The sequence below is a fragment of the Burkholderia ubonensis subsp. mesacidophila genome (assembly GCF_002097715.1).
Taxonomy (GTDB): domain Bacteria; phylum Pseudomonadota; class Gammaproteobacteria; order Burkholderiales; family Burkholderiaceae; genus Burkholderia; species Burkholderia mesacidophila.
This window is the reverse complement of sequence record NZ_CP020737.1, coordinates 2,663,853-2,680,646: the sequence shown is the minus strand read 5'-3', so window position 1 is coordinate 2,680,646 and position 16,794 is coordinate 2,663,853. Positions and strand designations below refer to the sequence as shown.

General features: G+C 63.8%; 17 protein-coding genes and 1 tRNA gene. All 18 read left to right on the top strand.

Going from position 1 to position 16,794, the window contains the following annotated elements; translation table 11 throughout:
- Positions 1 to 11: 11 nt before the first annotated feature.
- The 18 genes from tpiA (at position 12) to B7P44_RS12440 (ending at position 16,771) form a co-directional block, all read left to right on the top strand.
- Positions 12 to 767, top strand: coding sequence for a triose-phosphate isomerase (gene tpiA, locus B7P44_RS12525; RefSeq protein ID WP_084904515.1), 756 nt, complete (start codon positions 12 to 14; stop codon positions 765 to 767).
- 73 nt (positions 768 to 840) lie between these two features.
- Entirely contained in the window at positions 841 to 1,218 is a 378-nt protein-coding gene (secG, locus tag B7P44_RS12520) for a preprotein translocase subunit SecG (protein WP_084904512.1), read from the top strand.
- Positions 1,219 to 1,329: 111 nt separating this feature from the next.
- Positions 1,330 to 1,414: transfer RNA gene (locus tag B7P44_RS12515), tRNA-Leu, on the top strand.
- Between the two features lie 154 nt (positions 1,415 to 1,568).
- On the top strand, positions 1,569 to 1,928 hold the full coding sequence (locus tag B7P44_RS12510; protein WP_010091191.1) for an NADH-quinone oxidoreductase subunit A: 360 nt from the start codon (positions 1,569 to 1,571) through the stop codon (positions 1,926 to 1,928).
- 62 nt (positions 1,929 to 1,990) lie between these two features.
- A complete protein-coding gene (locus B7P44_RS12505; protein WP_006398799.1) occupies positions 1,991 to 2,470 on the top strand; it encodes a NuoB/complex I 20 kDa subunit family protein in 480 nt (159 codons plus the stop codon).
- A gap of 21 nt (positions 2,471 to 2,491) precedes the next feature.
- On the top strand, positions 2,492 to 3,094 hold the full coding sequence (locus B7P44_RS12500; RefSeq protein ID WP_084904509.1) for an NADH-quinone oxidoreductase subunit C: 603 nt from the start codon (positions 2,492 to 2,494) through the stop codon (positions 3,092 to 3,094).
- A 9-nt stretch (positions 3,095 to 3,103) separates the two neighbouring features.
- Complete coding sequence (locus B7P44_RS12495) at positions 3,104 to 4,357, top strand: NADH-quinone oxidoreductase subunit D (protein WP_084904504.1); 1,254 nt, start codon at positions 3,104 to 3,106, stop codon at positions 4,355 to 4,357.
- 171 nt (positions 4,358 to 4,528) lie between these two features.
- Entirely contained in the window at positions 4,529 to 5,014 is a 486-nt protein-coding gene (gene nuoE / locus B7P44_RS12490; protein ID WP_009694121.1) for an NADH-quinone oxidoreductase subunit NuoE, read from the top strand.
- Positions 5,011 to 6,321 (top strand): NADH-quinone oxidoreductase subunit NuoF, encoded by a 1,311-nt coding sequence (nuoF, locus tag B7P44_RS12485; RefSeq protein WP_084904502.1) that lies wholly within the window; start codon positions 5,011 to 5,013, stop codon positions 6,319 to 6,321. Before nuoE ends, nuoF begins: the two co-directional genes overlap by 4 nt.
- An 83-nt stretch (positions 6,322 to 6,404) precedes the next feature.
- Positions 6,405 to 8,744, top strand: a complete 2,340-nt coding sequence (gene nuoG / locus B7P44_RS12480) for an NADH-quinone oxidoreductase subunit NuoG (protein WP_084904499.1) — start codon at positions 6,405 to 6,407, stop codon at positions 8,742 to 8,744.
- Complete coding sequence (gene nuoH / locus B7P44_RS12475; protein ID WP_084904496.1) at positions 8,745 to 9,809, top strand: NADH-quinone oxidoreductase subunit NuoH; 1,065 nt, start codon at positions 8,745 to 8,747, stop codon at positions 9,807 to 9,809.
- 15 nt (positions 9,810 to 9,824) lie between these two features.
- Positions 9,825 to 10,313, top strand: coding sequence for an NADH-quinone oxidoreductase subunit NuoI (gene nuoI / locus B7P44_RS12470; RefSeq protein WP_010091199.1), 489 nt, complete (start codon positions 9,825 to 9,827; stop codon positions 10,311 to 10,313).
- 113 nt (positions 10,314 to 10,426) lie between these two features.
- A complete protein-coding gene (locus B7P44_RS12465; RefSeq protein WP_084904493.1) occupies positions 10,427 to 11,080 on the top strand; it encodes an NADH-quinone oxidoreductase subunit J in 654 nt (217 codons plus the stop codon).
- Between the two features lie 17 nt (positions 11,081 to 11,097).
- Complete coding sequence (nuoK, locus tag B7P44_RS12460) at positions 11,098 to 11,403, top strand: NADH-quinone oxidoreductase subunit NuoK (protein ID WP_084904490.1); 306 nt, start codon at positions 11,098 to 11,100, stop codon at positions 11,401 to 11,403.
- Positions 11,404 to 11,420: 17 nt separating this feature from the next.
- On the top strand, positions 11,421 to 13,475 hold the full coding sequence (nuoL, locus tag B7P44_RS12455; protein ID WP_084904487.1) for an NADH-quinone oxidoreductase subunit L: 2,055 nt from the start codon (positions 11,421 to 11,423) through the stop codon (positions 13,473 to 13,475).
- 15 nt (positions 13,476 to 13,490) lie between these two features.
- The gene (locus B7P44_RS12450; protein WP_084904484.1) at positions 13,491 to 14,981 is read left to right on the top strand and encodes an NADH-quinone oxidoreductase subunit M; all 1,491 of its coding nucleotides are present in this window, start codon (positions 13,491 to 13,493) and stop codon (positions 14,979 to 14,981) included.
- A gap of 39 nt (positions 14,982 to 15,020) precedes the next feature.
- Complete coding sequence (gene nuoN, locus B7P44_RS12445) at positions 15,021 to 16,475, top strand: NADH-quinone oxidoreductase subunit NuoN (protein WP_084904481.1); 1,455 nt, start codon at positions 15,021 to 15,023, stop codon at positions 16,473 to 16,475.
- Complete coding sequence (locus tag B7P44_RS12440) at positions 16,475 to 16,771, top strand: DUF2818 family protein (RefSeq protein WP_059930402.1); 297 nt, start codon at positions 16,475 to 16,477, stop codon at positions 16,769 to 16,771. The genes nuoN and B7P44_RS12440 overlap by 1 nt, the downstream gene beginning before the upstream one ends.
- Positions 16,772 to 16,794 lie beyond the last annotated feature (23 nt).

Sequence of the window (16,794 nt, the reverse complement as noted above, 5' to 3'; positions counted from 1 at the left end):
AGACAAACACGATGTCGAAACAGAGAACGAAGCGGGTGATCGGCAACTGGAAGATGCACGGCCGGCTGGCCGGCAACCAGGCGTTGCTGAACGAAGTGGTGCGGGGCGCAGGCTCGGTCGCGGCGGAAACGGCGATCGGCGTGTGCGTGCCGTTCCCGTACCTCGCGCAGGTTCAGGGGCAGCTCGACGGCGGTCGTATCGCGTGGGGCGCTCAGGACGTGTCCGCGCACGAGCAGGGTGCGTTCACCGGTGAAGTGGCGGCGGCGATGGTCGCGGAATTCGGCGCGCGCTATGCGCTCGTCGGCCATTCGGAGCGTCGCGCCTATCACGGCGAAAGCAGCGAGACGGTCGCGGCGAAGGCGCAGCGTGCGCTCGCGGCCGGGCTGACGCCCGTCGTGTGTGTCGGCGAGACGCTCGACGAGCGTGAGGCGGGCGCGACCGAGCAGGTCGTCGGCGCGCAGCTCGACGCCGTGCTCGCGGTGCTGACGGCCGACGAGGTCGTGCGCATCGTTGTCGCATACGAGCCCGTGTGGGCGATCGGCACTGGCAAGAGCGCGACGTCGGCGCAGGCGCAGCAGGTGCATGCATTCCTGCGCACGCGGCTCGCGGCTAAGGGTGCGGCGGACGTATCGGTGCTGTACGGCGGTAGCGTGAAGCCGGACAATGCGGAAGAACTGTTCGCACAACCGGACATCGACGGCGGCCTGATCGGCGGCGCGTCGCTGAAGGCGGAAGATTTTCTGGCGATCTGCCGGGCCGCGCGTTGAGTGGACCGGGATCGAATTGAACCATGACGGTGGCCGGCGCGAGCTGGTTGCCTGATCCAATCGGGTGGATGTGATGCTGTATTTGAAAACGCTGATTATTGTGGTGCAGGTGCTGGCTGCACTCGGTGTGATTGGTCTCGTGCTGCTGCAGCACGGCAAGGGCGCCGACATGGGCGCGGCATTCGGCAGCGGTGCGTCGGGCAGCCTGTTCGGTGCGACCGGCTCGGCGAACTTCCTGTCGCGCACGACAGGCGTGCTGGCGACGATTTTCTTCGTTGCGACGCTGACGCTGACGTACCTCGGGTCGTACAAGTCGACGCCGTCGGCAGGCGTGCTCGGCGCTGCGGCGAGCGCGCCGGCATCGGCGCCGGCCGCGTCCGCGCCTGCTGTTGCGGCGTCCGCGGCCGCGGGTTCGGCTGCGCACGCGCCGGGCCAGGACGTCCCGAAATAAAAAGTTAAATTTTTTTCGATTGTGCGTTGAACAATTCGGGAACTCGGGTTAGAATTTAATTCTTGAAGCGATTCGCGGGAAACAGCAGTTACAACCCGAGTTGCATGCAGTGCCGACGTGGTGAAATTGGTAGACACGCTATCTTGAGGGGGTAGTGGCGAAAGCTGTGCGAGTTCGAGTCTCGCCGTCGGCACCAAAGTTACTCAATGCCAGCCGCTTCTAGTGGCTGGCATTTTTCATTTCTGGGGTGCGCTTGCGGTTGTCTTGCGATCGCGTGCAGTCCGAAATGATCCCTTCCGCCGGATGATGTTATTCTCCGGACGCTCAGAACCAACCGATAGAGGATTGCCTTGAACCTCGCAGCCTATTACCCCGTCTTGTTGTTCCTTCTCGTGGGCACTGGTTTAGGTATAGCGCTGGTCAGCATCGGCAAGCTTCTCGGTCCCAACAGGCCTGACGTCGAAAAGAACGCGCCGTACGAGTGCGGCTTCGAAGCCTTCGAAGATGCGCGGATGAAGTTCGACGTCCGGTACTATCTCGTCGCCATCCTGTTCATCATCTTCGATCTCGAAACCGCGTTCCTGTTCCCGTGGGGCGTCGCGCTGCGCGACATCGGCTGGCCCGGTTTCATCGCAATGATGATTTTTCTGCTCGAATTCCTGCTGGGCTTCGCCTACATCTGGAAGAAAGGCGGCCTCGACTGGGAGTGATGGGTTAATCGCCGGTTTGCATAGGCGGCCACGCTTCGCCGCCTGTCTGGAGTGGAAAGCAAATGAGTATCGAAGGGGTCTTGAAGGAAGGGTTTGTCACCACTACGGCTGACAAGCTGATCAACTGGACGCGTACCGGCTCGCTGTGGCCGATGACGTTCGGGCTTGCGTGTTGCGCCGTCGAGATGATGCATGCGGGCGCGGCCCGTTACGATCTGGACCGGTTCGGGGTCGTGTTCCGCCCGAGTCCGCGCCAGTCGGACGTGATGATCGTCGCCGGCACGCTCTGCAACAAGATGGCGCCCGCGCTGCGCCGCGTCTACGACCAGATGGCCGAGCCGCGCTGGGTGATCTCGATGGGGTCGTGCGCGAACGGTGGCGGCTACTATCACTACTCGTATTCGGTGGTGCGGGGCTGCGACCGGATCGTCCCGGTCGACGTCTACGTGCCGGGCTGTCCGCCCACCGCCGAGGCGCTGGTCTACGGCGTGATCCAGCTGCAGGCGAAGATCCGTCGCACCAATACCATCGCCCGTCAATAAAGCCCCGAGCGTCCCCTCAATATGGCAAGCAAAATCGAGACCCTCAAGGCGAACCTCGAAGCCGCGCTCGGCGCGCGCGTGGTGAGCCTCACCGAAGCAGTCGGTGAACTGACGCTCGTCGTGAAGGCGAGTGATTACCTCGAAGTCGCAACGACGCTGCGCGACGATCCGAAGCTCCGTTTCGAGCAACTGATCGACCTGTGCGGCCTCGACTACCAGACGTACGGCGACGGCGCGTACGACGGCCCGCGTTTCGCGGCGGTGTCGCACCTGCTGTCGGTGACGAACAACTGGCGCCTGCGCGTGCGCGTGTTCGCACCGGACGACGAGCTGCCGATCGTGCCGTCGCTCGTCGACATCTGGACCTCCGTGAACTGGTACGAGCGTGAAGCGTTCGACCTGTATGGCATCGTGTTCGAAGGCCATCCGGACCTGCGCCGCCTCCTGACCGACTACGGCTTCATCGGCCATCCGTTCCGCAAGGACTTCCCGGTGTCGGGCTACGTCGAAATGCGCTACGACCCGGAAGAGAAGCGGGTCGTCTACCAGCCGGTGACGATCGAGCCGCGCGAAATCACGCCGCGCGTGATCCGCGAGGATCGCTATGGCGGTCTGAAACATTAAGAGGGCGTCATGGCAGACATCAAGAACTACACGCTCAACTTCGGCCCGCAGCACCCGGCGGCGCACGGCGTGCTGCGCCTCGTGCTCGAGCTCGACGGCGAAGTCATCCAGCGTGCCGATCCGCACATCGGCCTGCTGCACCGCGCGACCGAAAAGCTCGCCGAAACCAAGACCTTCATCCAGTCCGTGCCGTACATGGACCGTCTCGACTACGTGTCGATGATGGTCAACGAGCACGGCTACGTGCTCGCGATCGAGAAGCTGCTCGGCATCCAGGTGCCGGAGCGCGCGCAGTACATCCGCGTGCTGTTCGACGAAATCACGCGCGTGCTGAACCACCTGATGTGGATCGGCGCGCACGCGCTCGACGTCGGCGCGATGGCGGTGTTCCTGTACGCATTCCGCGAGCGCGAAGACCTGATGGACGTGTACGAAGCGGTGTCCGGCGCACGGATGCACGCGGCCTACTACCGTCCGGGCGGCGTCTATCGCGATCTGCCTGACGCAATGCCGCAATACAAGGCGTCCAAGATCCGCAACGAGAAGGCGCTCGCGAGGATGAACGAGGCGCGCCAGGGCTCGGTGCTCGACTTCATCGACGATTTCTTCACGCGCTTCCCGAAGTGCGTCGACGAATACGAAACGCTCCTGACCGACAACCGGATCTGGAAGCAGCGTCTCGTCGGCATCGGCGTCGTCAGTCCGGAGCGTGCGCTGCAGATGGGCCTGACGGGCCCGATGCTGCGCGGCTCGGGCATCGCATGGGACCTGCGCAAGAAGCAGCCGTACGAAGTGTACGATCGCATGGACTTCGACGTGCCGGTCGGCGTGAACGGCGACTGCTACGACCGCTACCTGGTGCGCGTCGAGGAAATGCGTCAATCGGTCCGCATCGCGAAACAATGTATTGAGTGGCTCCGTAAGAATCCGGGCCCTGTGATGACGGACAATCACAAGGTTGCGCCGCCGTCGCGCGTCGGCATGAAGACCAACATGGAGGACTTGATCCACCATTTCAAGCTCTTCACCGAAGGTTTTCACGTGCCGGAAGGCGAGGCGTATGCGGCAGTCGAGCATCCGAAGGGCGAATTCGGCATCTACCTCGTGTCGGACGGCGCGAACAAGCCGTACCGCCTGAAGATCCGCGCACCGGGCTTCGCGCATCTGGCGTCGCTCGACGAAATGGCGCGCGGTCACATGATCGCCGACGCTGTCACGATCATCGGTACGCAGGACATCGTGTTCGGCGAGATCGATCGCTAATGGCTGCGCCGCCCGTTTGCTCCGGGCGGCGAGCGGTAAGTCACATGCGATGCGCGCTGAACCGGCGCGGCTTCGCAAGCTGTCAACAGTGAGCGCCAGGTCTGCCGTCCATGCACCCCAGTGTGCGGCAGGTGGTTCGTTCGGTAGGAATTGAAAGAGTCGTGTCTGAAAATGATCTCAGCTGAAGGCCTGAAGGAAATCGATCGAGCGTTGACGAAGTATCCCGCCGATCAGAAACAGTCCGCCGTGATGTCGGCGTTGGCCGTTGCCCAGGAAGAGCACGGCTGGCTGTCGCCCGAACTGATGCAGTTCGTCGCGGACTATCTCGGCATGCCGGCCGTCGCCGTGCAGGAAGTCGCGACGTTCTACACGATGTATGAGCTCAAGCCGGTCGGCAAGCACAAGATCACGCTCTGCACGAACCTGCCGTGCCAGCTTGGTCCGCACGGCGGCGCGGAAGCGACTGCCGACTACCTGAAGCAGAAGCTCGGCATCGACTTTGGCGAGACGACGCCGGACGGCAAGTTCACGCTGAAGGAAGGCGAATGCATGGGCTCGTGCGGCGATGCGCCGGTGCTGCTGGTGAACAATCACAGAATGTGCAGCTTCATGAGCCGCGAGAAGATCGACCAGCTGCTTGAGGAGCTCTCGAAATGACGTCCCTCCACGACCGTCACATCAAACCGCTGATCCTCGCTGGTCTGAACGGCGAGAACTGGCATCTCGAAGATTACGTTGCGCGCGGCGGCTACAAGCAGCTGCGCCGCATTCTCGAAGAAAAGATCCCGCCCGAGCAGGTGATCGCCGACGTCAAGGCGTCGGGTCTGCGCGGCCGCGGCGGCGCGGGCTTCCCGACCGGCCTGAAGTGGAGCTTCATGCCGCGTCAGTTCCCGGGGCAGAAGTACCTCGTCTGCAACTCGGACGAAGGCGAGCCGGGCACGTTCAAGGATCGCGACATCCTGCGCTGGAACCCGCACGCGCTGATCGAAGGCATGGCCATCGGCGCGTACGCGATGGGCATCACCGTCGGCTACAACTACATCCACGGCGAGATCTTCGAAGTGTATCGACGCTTCGAGGCTGCGCTCGAGGAAGCACGTGCGGCCGGGTTCCTCGGCGACCACATCATGGGCTCGGAGTTCTCGTTCCAGCTGCACGCGCACCACGGTTACGGCGCGTACATCTGCGGCGAGGAAACGGCGCTGCTCGAGTCGCTCGAAGGCAAGAAGGGCCAGCCGCGCTTCAAGCCGCCGTTTCCGGCGAGCTTCGGCGTGTACGGCAAGCCGACCACGATCAACAACACCGAGACGTTCGCCGCGGTGCCGTTCCTGCTGTCCATCGGGCCGCAGAACTACCTCGAGATCGGCAAGCCGAACAACGGCGGCACGAAGATCTTCTCGGTGTCGGGCGACGTCGAGCGTCCGGGCAACTACGAAGTGCCGCTCGGCACGCCGTTCGCGACGCTGATGGAGCTTGCCGGCGGGATGCGCGGCGGCAAGAAGATCAAGGCCGTGATTCCGGGCGGCTCGTCCGCGCCGGTGATCCCGGGCGACATCATGATGCAGACCGACATGGACTACGACTCGATCGCGAAGGCGGGCTCGATGCTCGGTTCCGGCGCGGTGATCGTGATGGACGAGACGCGCTGCATGGTGCGCTCGCTGCTGCGCTTGTCGTACTTCTACTACGAGGAATCGTGCGGCCAGTGCACGCCGTGCCGTGAAGGCACCGGCTGGCTGTATCGCGTCGTGAATCGTATCGAGCACGGCGAAGGCCGCCAGGAAGATCTGGACCTGCTGAACTCGGTCGCCGAGAACATCATGGGCCGCACGATCTGCGCGCTCGGCGATGCGGCGGCGATGCCGGTGCGCGGCATGCTCAAGCACTACTGGGACGAATTCGCGTACCACGTCGAGCACAAGCATTGCATGGTCGGCGGTCACACCCACGCGGCGGCGGCCTGACGCGAAACCCGGTTGCGGAATTTGAGCGCACGGTCGGGCGAATGCGCGAACGAGCGGAAATAGGTTAAGGACCATTCACCATCATGGTTGAACTTGAAATAGACGGCAAGAAGGTCGAGGTGCCTGAAGGCAGCATGGTGATCCAGGCTGCGCACAAGGCGGATACGTACATTCCTCACTTCTGCTATCACAAGAAACTGTCGGTTGCGGCCAACTGCCGGATGTGTCTCGTCGAAGTCGAGAAGATGCCGAAGGCCGTGCCTGCCTGCGCGACCCCCGTGTCGGCCGGCATGATCGTCCACACCCAGTCCGACAAGGCGGTGAAGGCGCAGCAGTCGGTGATGGAATTCCTCCTCATCAACCATCCGCTCGATTGCCCGATCTGCGACCAGGGCGGCGAATGCCAGCTGCAGGATCTCGCGGTCGGCTACGGCAAGTCGTCGTCGCGCTACAGCGAAGAGAAGCGCGTGGTGTTCCACAAGAACGTGGGCCCGCTGATCTCGATGGAAGAAATGTCGCGCTGCATCCACTGCACGCGCTGCGTCCGCTTCGGCCAGGAAATCGCCGGCGTGATGGAGTTCGGCATGCTGGGCCGCGGCGAGCACTCGGAAATCACGACGTTCGTCGGCAAGACGGTCGATTCCGAACTGTCGGGCAACATGATCGACCTGTGCCCGGTCGGCGCGCTGACCAGCAAGCCGTTCCGCTACAGCGCCCGCACGTGGGAGCTGTCGCGCCGCAAGTCGGTGAGCCCGCACGATTCCGTCGGCGCGAACCTCGTCGTGCAGGTCAAGAACAACCGCGTGATGCGCGTGCTGCCGTTCGAGAACGAAGCGATCAACGAGTGCTGGATCTCGGACAAGGACCGTTTCTCGTACGAAGGCCTCAACAGCGACGAGCGCCTGACCAAGCCGATGCTGAAGCAGGGCGGCCAGTGGATCGAGACCGACTGGCAGACCGCGCTCGAATACGTCGCGAAGGGCCTGAAGGGCATCAGCGCGGATCACGGCGCGAATGCGCTGGCGATGCTCGCGAGCGCGCACAGCACCGCAGAAGAGCTGTTCCTCGTGAAGCAGCTCGCGAACGAACTGAAGACGCCGAACGTCGACTTCCGCCTGCGCCAGCTCGATTTCTCGGCGCCGGTCCAGGGCGCGCCGTGGCTCGGCATGCCGATCGCCGAACTGTCGAACGTGAACGCCGCGTTCGTCGTCGGTTCGATGCTGCGCCGCGACCATCCGCTGTTCGCCGCGCGCCTGCGTCAGGCCGCGAAGAGCGGTGCGAAGCTCCACTTCCTGAACGCGACGGGCGACGACGCGCTGATCCCGACCGCGCAACGCATCGTCGCCGCGCCGTCGGCATGGCTCGACGAACTGGCGGGTGTCGCAGCCGCGGTCGCACAGCTGCGCGGCGTCGCGCTGCCGGACACGCTCGCGGGCGTCACGGCATCGCCGGCGGCCCAGCAGGTTGCGCAGTCGCTCGCGAACGGCGAGCGCCGCGCGGTGCTGCTCGGCAATGCTGCCGTCCGTCATCCGGAATTCTCGAAGCTGCACGCCGTCGCGCAGTGGATCGCCGACAACACCGGCGCCACGTTCGGCTTCCTGACGGAAGCCGCGAACACGGTCGGCGCGCATGCTGTCAACGCGCTGCCGGGCGAAGGCGGGCTGAATGCACGGGAAGCGTTCGCGCAGCCGCGCAAGGGCTACGTGCTGCTCAACGTCGAGCCGGAATTCGACACCGTCGATCCGGCGCAGGCGCTGGCCGCGCTGAACCAGGCGGAAATGGTCGTCGTGATGTCGCCGTTCAAGCACGGCCTCGACTACGCGGATGTCCTGCTGCCGATCGCGCCGTTCACTGAAACGTCGGGTACGTACGTCAACGCGGAAGGCACGGTGCAGAGCTTCAACGGTGTCGTGCGCCCGCTCGGCGACACGCGTCCGGCATGGAAGGTGCTGCGCGTGCTGGGCAGCCTGCTCGGCCTGCCGAACTTCGAATACGAGACGGCGGAAGAAGTGCGTCTCGCGGCGCTCGGCGACGCTGGCGTCGCGAGCCGTCTGTCGAACAAGACGTCGGTCGCGCCGGCGCGTGTCGTGGCTCCGGCGGCTTCGGCTGCGAACGGCAGCTTCGAGCGCCTCGCCGACGTGCCGATCTATCACGCCGACGCACTGGTGCGCCGCGCGGGTGCGCTGCACCTGACGGCCGCCGCTAAGGCGGCGAACGCCGCCGGCCTGCCGGCCGGGCTGTTCGACAAGCTGGGCTTGAAGGAAGGCGACGCGGTGCGCGTGCGCCAGGGCGAGCGTGCGGCGCAGTTGCCGGCCGTGCGTGACGAGAATCTTGCGGAGACGGTCGTTCGCGTGTCGGCGGCGACGCCTGCCGGCGCGGCGCTCGGCAGCCTGTCCGGTGAACTGGTGGTGGAGAAGGCGTAAATGAGCTTGTTCGATACGATCAACTCGGGCGGAGCCGAGCTTCTCGGCGTCGCGTGGCCGACGGTGTGGGCGGTTGTGCGCATCCTCGTCGTCTCCGTCGTGATCCTGCTGTGCGTGGCGTACCTGATTCTGTGGGAACGCAAGCTGATCGGCTGGATCCACGTGCGTCTCGGTCCGAACCGCGTCGGCCCCGGCGGCCTGCTGCAGCCGATCGCCGACGTGCTGAAGCTGCTGCTCAAGGAAGTGATCCAGCCGACCGCGGCGAGCAAATGGCTGTACCTGATCGCGCCGGTCATGACCGTGGTGCCGGCGTTCGCGGTGTGGGCCGTGATCCCGTTCCAGGCCGAGGCCGTGCTCGCGAACGTCAACGCGGGCCTGCTGTACGCGATGGCGATCTCGTCGATCGGCGTGTACGCGGTGATCCTCGCCGGCTGGGCGTCGAACTCGAAGTACGCGTTCCTCGGCGCGATGCGCGCGGCGGCACAGATGGTCTCGTACGAAATCTCGATGGGCTTCGCGCTGGTGCTCGTGCTGATGACGGCCGGCAGCCTGAACCTGTCGGAAATCGTCGGCTCGCAGCAGCACGGCTTCTTCGCGGGCCACGGCGTCAACTTCCTGTCGTGGAACTGGCTGCCGCTCCTGCCGGCGTTCGTCGTCTACTTCATCTCGGGCATCGCCGAAACGAACCGTCACCCGTTCGACGTGGTGGAAGGGGAGTCGGAAATCGTTGCCGGCCACATGATCGATTACTCGGGCATGGCGTTCGCGCTGTTCTTCCTCGCCGAGTACATCAACATGATCGTGATCTCGGCACTCGCTGCGACGCTGTTCCTCGGCGGCTGGGATGCGCCGTTCGAATTCCTGTCGTTCATCCCGGGCATCTTCTGGCTGGTGCTGAAGGTCTTCGCGCTGCTGTCGGTGTTCATCTGGGTTCGCGCGACGTTCCCGCGTTACCGTTACGACCAGATCATGCGTCTGGGCTGGAAGGTGTTCCTGCCGGTGACCGTGATCTGGGTGGTCGTGGTCGGTTTCTGGATCGTGTCGCCGCTCAACATCTGGAAATAAAGGTCGGACGAAATCATGACGGCAATCCAACATTTCTTTAAGACCTTCTTCCTGACCGAACTGCTGAAGGGGCTTGCGCTGACCGGGCGTTACGCGTTCCGGCGCAAGTTCACCGTGCAGTTCCCGGAAGAGAAGACGCCGATCTCGCCGCGCTTCCGCGGGCTGCACGCGCTGCGCCGCTACGAGAACGGCGAAGAGCGCTGCATCGCGTGCAAGCTGTGCGAAGCGGTGTGCCCGGCGATGGCGATCACGATCGAATCGGAAACGCGCGCGGACAACACGCGCCGCACGACGCGCTACGACATCGACCTGACGAAGTGCATCTTCTGCGGTTTCTGCGAAGAGAGCTGCCCGGTCGATTCGATCGTCGAGACGCAGATTCTCGAGTACCACGGCGAAAAGCGCGGCGACCTGTATTTCACGAAGGAAATGCTGCTCGCGGTGGGCGATCGTTACGAGAAGGACATCGCCGCGGCGAAGGCTGCCGACGCGCCGTATCGTTGATTGTTTTGCAGCGCCGGCTCGATGCGAGCCGGCCGAGCCGCCGCGACGGGTGCGGCACGCGAGAGCGTCCCGCAAGCCGCGCCTGACTATGGCCTAACGATGAACCGGTAATCATGGAATTCACGACCGTACTGTTCTACATCTTCGCGCTGCTCCTGGTGGTATCAGGGCTGAAGGTGATCACTTCGCGCAACCCGGTGGCGTCTGCGCTTTTCCTTGTGCTGGCGTTCTTCAACGCCGCCGCGATCTGGATGCTGCTGGAAGCGGAGTTCCTCGCGATCCTGCTGGTGCTGGTCTACGTGGGCGCCGTGATGGTGCTGTTCCTGTTCGTCGTGATGATGCTCGACATCAACATCGACTTCCTGCGACGCGACTTCAAGAAGTTCGTGCCGATGGCGACCGTCGTCGGCGCGATCATCGTCGTCGAGACGGCGCTGGTCCTGTGGCACGGCTACGGCGCGACCGAAGCGCCGGTGCGCGCGATGGCGCAGGGCGCGATGGCGACCTGGCCGAATACCCGCCTGATCGGCAAGGTCATCTACACCGACTACATCTTCGCGTTCGAAATCGCCGGCCTCGTGCTGCTCGTCGCGATCATCGCCGCGGTGGCGCTGACCGAGCGCAAGGGCAAGGACAGCAAGCGCCAGCGCGTGTCCGACCAGGTCAAGGTGCGTCGCAACGACCGCGTGCGCCTCGTGAAGATGGAAGCGGAGAAGCCGCAGCCGGAGACGGCCCAGAGCGATGCCGGCACGGGCGCCAACGGCTAAGCGGAGGAGAGAAAAACATGTTGACCCTTGCTCATTACCTCGTGCTCGGCGCGATCCTGTTCGCGATCGCGATCGTCGGGATTTTCCTGAACCGCCGCAACATCATCATCATCCTGATGGCGATTGAACTGATGCTGCTCGCGGTGAACACGAACTTCGTCGCGTTCTCGCATTACCTCGGCGATATCCACGGCCAGATCTTCGTGTTCTTCGTGCTGACGGTCGCCGCAGCGGAAGCCGCGATCGGCCTCGCGATTCTGGTGACCCTGTTCCGTAAGCTCGACACGATCAATGTCGAGGATCTCGATCAGCTCAAAGGTTAATTTCAGGCAACGCTGTTATGTCAACGACACTCAATGAAAACCTGCTGCTGGCGGTTCCGCTCGCTCCGCTGGCCGGCTCGCTGATTGCGGGGCTGTTCGGGAACGCAGTCGGGCGCAAAGGCGCACACCGGGTCACGATCCTCGGCGTGATGATCGCCTTCCTGCTGTCGGCGAAAGTCTTCCTCGACGTGATGGGCGGCGCGAGCTTCAACGCGACCATCTACGAATGGATGCGCGTCGGCTCGCTGAAGCTCGAAGTCGGCTTCCTCGTCGATTCGATGACCGCGATGATGATGGTCGTCGTGACCTTCGTCTCGCTGATGGTGCACATCTACACGATCGGCTACATGTCGGAGGAAGACGGCTACCAGCGCTTCTTCTCGTACATCTCGCTGTTCACGTTCTCGATGCTGATGCTCGTGATGAGCAACAACTTCCTGCAGCTGTTCTTCGGCTGGGAAGCGGTGGGTCTGGTGTCGTACCTGCTGATCGGCTTCTACTTCACGCGTGAGAGCGCGATCTACGCGAACATGAAGGCGTTCCTCGTGAACCGCGTGGGCGACTTCGGCTTCCTGCTCGGCATCGGCCTGCTGCTCGCGTTCGCCGGTTCGATGAACTACGGCGAAGTGTTCGCGAAGCGCGCGGAACTCGCGAGCCTGCACTTCCCGGGCACCGACTGGGGCCTGCTGACGGTTGCCTGCATCTGCCTGTTCATCGGCGCGATGGGTAAATCGGCGCAGTTCCCGCTGCACGTGTGGCTGCCGGACTCGATGGAAGGCCCGACCCCGATCTCGGCGCTGATCCACGCGGCGACGATGGTGACGGCCGGCATCTTCATGGTGTCGCGCATGTCGCCGCTGTTCGAGCTGTCGGACACCGCGCTGTCGTTCGTCACGGTGATCGGCGCGATCACGGCGCTGTTCATGGGCTTCCTCGGCATCATCCAGAACGACATCAAGCGCGTCGTCGCTTACTCGACGCTGTCGCAGCTCGGCTACATGACGGTCGCGCTCGGCGTGTCCGCGTATCCGGTCGCGCTGTTCCACCTGATGACGCACGCGTTCTTCAAGGCGCTGCTGTTCCTCGGCGCGGGCTCGGTGATCATCGGCATGCACCACGACCAGGACATCCGCAACATGGGCGGCCTGCGCAAGTACATGCCGATCACGTGGATCACGTCGCTGCTCGGCTCGCTGGCGCTGATCGGCACGCCGTTCTTCTCGGGCTTCTACTCGAAGGATTCGATCATCGAGGCCGTGAAGGAGTCGCATCTCGCCGGTTCGGGCTTCGCGTACTTCGCGGTCATCGCGAGCGTGTTCGTCACGGCGCTGTACTCGTTCCGCATGTACTTCCTCGTGTTCCACGGCGAAGAGCGCTTCCGCAAGCCGAAGCATCCGGAATCGCCGATGGGCATGGCGGCCGCGCACGGCCACGACGATCACGGCCACGGCCATGGTCACGACGACCACGCGCACGAACCGCACGAGACCCCGTGGGTCGTGTGGCTGCCGCTCGTGCTGCTCGCGATTCCGTCGGTCATCATCGGTGCGATCGCGATCGGCCCGATGCTGTACGGCAGCTTCTTCGAGCATGGCGTCGCGTTCGACAAGGTGATCTTCATCGGCGAGAACCACCCGGGCCTCGAGGAACTCGGCAAGGAATTCCACGGCTGGGCCGCGATGGGCCTGCATTCGCTGACGACGCTGCCGCTCTGGCTCGCGATCGCCGGCGTCGCAACCGCATGGTTCCTGTACCTGAAGCGTCCTGAGCTGCCTGCTGTGATCCGCCGCGCGTTCGGCCCGATCTACACGCTGCTCGACAACAAGTACTACATGGACAAGATCAACGAGGTGGTGTTCGCCCGCGGTTCGGTGGCGATCGGCCGCGGCCTGTGGAAGGAGGGCGACGTCGTGGTGATCGACGGCCTCGTCAACGGCAGCGCCCGGTTCGTCGCCTGGTTCGCCGGCGTGATCCGTTTCCTCCAATCCGGTTACATCTATCACTACGCGTTCGCCATGATCATCGGCATGCTGGGGCTCCTGACCCTGTTTGTAACGCTCGGCGGCAAATAAGGCGGGGGACGACTAATGCACTCTTTTCCGATTCTCAGTACCGCGATCTGGCTGCCGATCGTTTTCGGCCTCCTCGTGCTCGCGGTGGGTAACGACAGAAATCCGGGGCCGGCCCGCTGGGTCGCGCTGATCGGCTCGCTGCTCGGCCTCGCGGCGACGATTCCGCTCATCACCGGTTTCGATTCGAGCACGGCCGCGCTGCAGTTCGTCGAGCAGTCGACCTGGATCGAGCGCTTCAACATCACGTATCACCTCGGCGTCGACGGCATCTCGATGTGGTTCGTCGTGCTGACCGCGCTGATCACCGTGATCGTCGTGATCGCGGGCTGGGAAGTGATCACCGAGCACGTGTCGCAGTACCTGGCGGCATTCCTGATCCTGTCGGGGATCATGGTCGGCGTGTTCTCGTCGGCCGACGGCCTGCTGTTCTACGTGTTCTTCGAGGCGACGCTGATCCCGATGTACATCATCATCGGGGTGTGGGGCGGCCCGAACCGCGTGTACGCGGCGTTCAAGTTCTTCCTGTACACGCTCGCCGGCTCGCTGCTGATGCTGGTCGCGCTGATCTACCTGTACACGGAAACGCACTCGTTCGACCTGGCGACGTGGCAGAACGCGAAGATCGCGATGACGCCGCAGATCCTGCTGTTCATTGCGTTCTTCCTCGCGTTCGCGGTGAAGGTGCCGATGTGGCCGGTGCATACCTGGCTGCCGGACGCGCACGTGGAAGCGCCGACGGGCGGCTCGGTCGTGCTGGCAGCGATCATGCTGAAGCTCGGCGCGTACGGTTTCCTGCGCTTCTCGCTGCCGATCACGCCTGACGCGAGCCACTTCCTGGCGCCCGTCGTGATCACGCTGTCGCTGATCGCGGTGATCTACATCGGCCTCGTCGCGATGGTGCAGGCCGACATGAAGAAGCTGGTCGCGTATTCGTCGATCGCGCACATGGGCTTCGTCACGCTCGGCTTCTTCATCTTCAACCAGCTCGGCGTCGAAGGCGCGATCGTGCAGATGATCTCGCACGGCTTCGTGTCGGGCGCGATGTTCCTGTGCATCGGCGTGCTGTACGACCGCCTGCACTCGCGCCAGATCGCCGACTACGGCGGTGTCGTGAACGTGATGCCGAAGTTCGCGGCGTTCGCGATGCTGTTCTCGATGGCCAACTGCGGCCTGCCGGGTACGTCGGGTTTCGTCGGCGAGTTCATGGTGATTCTCGCGGCGGTCCAGTACAACTTCTGGATTGCGTTCGGCGCGGCGTTCACGCTGATCCTCGGCGCGGCCTATACGCTGTGGATGTACAAGCGCGTGTACTTCGGCTCGGTCGCGAACGACCACGTCGCGAAGCTGACGGACATCAATCGCCGCGAGTTCGTGATGCTGGCCGTGCTTGCCGCGTTCACGATGCTGATGGGCCTGTATCCGAAGCCCTTCACCGACGTGATGCACGTTTCCGTGGAAAACCTCCTCTCCCACGTCGCGCAGTCGAAGCTGCCGCTGGCCCAGTAATCGCGAGCGGAGGAAATCAAGATCATGCAAAACGCTCCTATGAATGTCCTGTCGCCTGACGCGCTGGTGATGGCCGCCATCGTCGTCGCATGGCTGAACGACACCTTTACCGGCGCGGCCGGCCGCCGCCTGACCTATCTGATCGCGGTGGTGTCGTCGGTGATCGCCGGCGTGTGGTTCGCGGTGCAGGCGCTCGACCCGCAGCAGTACTACTTCTTCTCGCGGATGATCGTCGTCGATTCGTTCGCGAGCACGATGAAGGCGGTCGTGTCGATCGGCTTCGCGGTCACGCTCGTCTATTCGCGCAAGTACCTCGAAGACCGCGACATGTTCCGCGGCGATGTGTTCCTGCTCGGCATGTTCTCGCTGCTCGGGCAGCTGGTCATGGTGTCGGGCAACAACTTCCTGACGCTGTACCTCGGTCTGGAACTGATGTCGCTGTCGCTGTACGCGGTCATCGCGCTGCGCCGCGACGCCGCGCAGTCGAGCGAAGCCGCGATGAAGTACTACGTGCTGGGCGCGCTCGCGTCGGGCTTCGTGCTGTACGGCATCTCGATGCTCTACGGCGCGACCGGCTCGCTCGATCTGGCCGAGGTGTACAAGGCGGTCGGCGGCAACACCGACGCTGCCGTGCTGATGTTCGGCGTGATCTTCATCGTCGCCGGCATCGCGTTCAAGCTCGGCGCCGTGCCGTTCCACATGTGGGTGCCGGACGTCTACCAGGGCGCACCGACCGCGATGACGCTGTTCGTCGGCGGCGGCCCGAAGGTTGCCGCGTTCGCGTGGGGCCTGCGCTTCCTGGTGATGGGCCTGCTGCCGCTCGCGCAGAACTGGCAGATGGCGCTCGTGATCCTCGCCGCGCTGTCGCTGATCATCGGCAACATCACCGGTATCGTCCAGCGCAACATCAAGCGGATGCTCGCGTACTCGGCGATCTCGAACATGGGCTTCGTGCTGCTCGGCCTGCTCGCGGGCATCGTGAAGGGCGACGCGACGGCGCCGGCGAGCGCGTACAGCTCGGCGATGTTCTACGCGATCGTCTACCTGATCACGACGCTCGGCTCGTTCGGCGTGGTGATGCTGCTCGCGCGCCGCGATTTCGAAGCGGAAACGATCGACGACTTCAAGGGCCTTAACAAGCGCAGCCCGGTGTTCGCGTTCGTGATGATGGTGATGATGTTCTCGCTCGCCGGCATCCCGCCGACCGTCGGCTTCTACGCGAAGCTCGCGGTGCTCGAGGCGACGGTCAACGCCGGCCTCACGTGGCTCGCCGTGCTGGCCGTGATCACGTCGCTGTTCGGCGCGTTCTACTACCTGCGCATCGTCAAGCTGATGTACTTCGATGCACCGCAGGATTCGGCGCCGATCACCGGCGATTTCTGCAAGCGCACGATCCTGGTGCTGAACGGCGTCGCGGTCGTCGTGCTCGGCCTGATCCCGAGCCCGCTGCTGACGGCCTGCCTGCAGGCGATTCGTCACACGCTGCCGCTGTAATGTCGGCAGCCGGCTGGTTTATCGTGCTGTTGGCGCTCGCGGGCGCCAACCTGCCGTTCCTGAACCAACGCCTCTTCGCCGTCGTGCCGCTCGGCGCGACGAAGAAGAGCGCGTGGGTGCGGATCGGCGAACTGATCGTGCTGTACTTTGTGGTCGGCGCGCTCGGTTTCTGGCTCGAATCGCGCGCCGGCAACCGTTTCGAACAAGGCTGGCAGTTTTACGCGATCACGTTCAGTCTCTTCGTCGTGTTCGCGTTTCCCGGCTTCACGTTCCAGTATCTCGTCAAACGACGCTGACGGCCCAGGGTTTGCTTCCCACG

Bases quoted from the DNA above. Each gene is read 5' to 3' on its own strand.
- tpiA (WP_084904515.1), top strand. From the start codon at position 12: ATGTCGAAACAGAGAACGAAGCGGGTGATCGGCAACTGGAAGATGCAC.
- secG (WP_084904512.1), top strand. From the start codon at position 841: ATGCTGTATTTGAAAACGCTGATTATTGTGGTGCAGGTGCTGGCTGCA.
- B7P44_RS12505 (WP_006398799.1), top strand. From the start codon at position 1,991: ATGAGTATCGAAGGGGTCTTGAAGGAAGGGTTTGTCACCACTACGGCT.
- B7P44_RS12500 (WP_084904509.1), top strand. From the start codon at position 2,492: ATGGCAAGCAAAATCGAGACCCTCAAGGCGAACCTCGAAGCCGCGCTC.
- B7P44_RS12495 (WP_084904504.1), top strand. From the start codon at position 3,104: ATGGCAGACATCAAGAACTACACGCTCAACTTCGGCCCGCAGCACCCG.
- nuoE (WP_009694121.1), top strand. From the start codon at position 4,529: ATGATCTCAGCTGAAGGCCTGAAGGAAATCGATCGAGCGTTGACGAAG.
- nuoF (WP_084904502.1), top strand. From the start codon at position 5,011: ATGACGTCCCTCCACGACCGTCACATCAAACCGCTGATCCTCGCTGGT.
- nuoG (WP_084904499.1), top strand. From the start codon at position 6,405: ATGGTTGAACTTGAAATAGACGGCAAGAAGGTCGAGGTGCCTGAAGGC.
- nuoH (WP_084904496.1), top strand. From the start codon at position 8,745: ATGAGCTTGTTCGATACGATCAACTCGGGCGGAGCCGAGCTTCTCGGC.
- nuoI (WP_010091199.1), top strand. From the start codon at position 9,825: ATGACGGCAATCCAACATTTCTTTAAGACCTTCTTCCTGACCGAACTG.
- B7P44_RS12465 (WP_084904493.1), top strand. From the start codon at position 10,427: ATGGAATTCACGACCGTACTGTTCTACATCTTCGCGCTGCTCCTGGTG.
- nuoK (WP_084904490.1), top strand. From the start codon at position 11,098: ATGTTGACCCTTGCTCATTACCTCGTGCTCGGCGCGATCCTGTTCGCG.
- nuoL (WP_084904487.1), top strand. From the start codon at position 11,421: ATGTCAACGACACTCAATGAAAACCTGCTGCTGGCGGTTCCGCTCGCT.
- B7P44_RS12450 (WP_084904484.1), top strand. From the start codon at position 13,491: ATGCACTCTTTTCCGATTCTCAGTACCGCGATCTGGCTGCCGATCGTT.
- nuoN (WP_084904481.1), top strand. From the start codon at position 15,021: ATGAATGTCCTGTCGCCTGACGCGCTGGTGATGGCCGCCATCGTCGTC.
- B7P44_RS12440 (WP_059930402.1), top strand. From the start codon at position 16,475: ATGTCGGCAGCCGGCTGGTTTATCGTGCTGTTGGCGCTCGCGGGCGCC.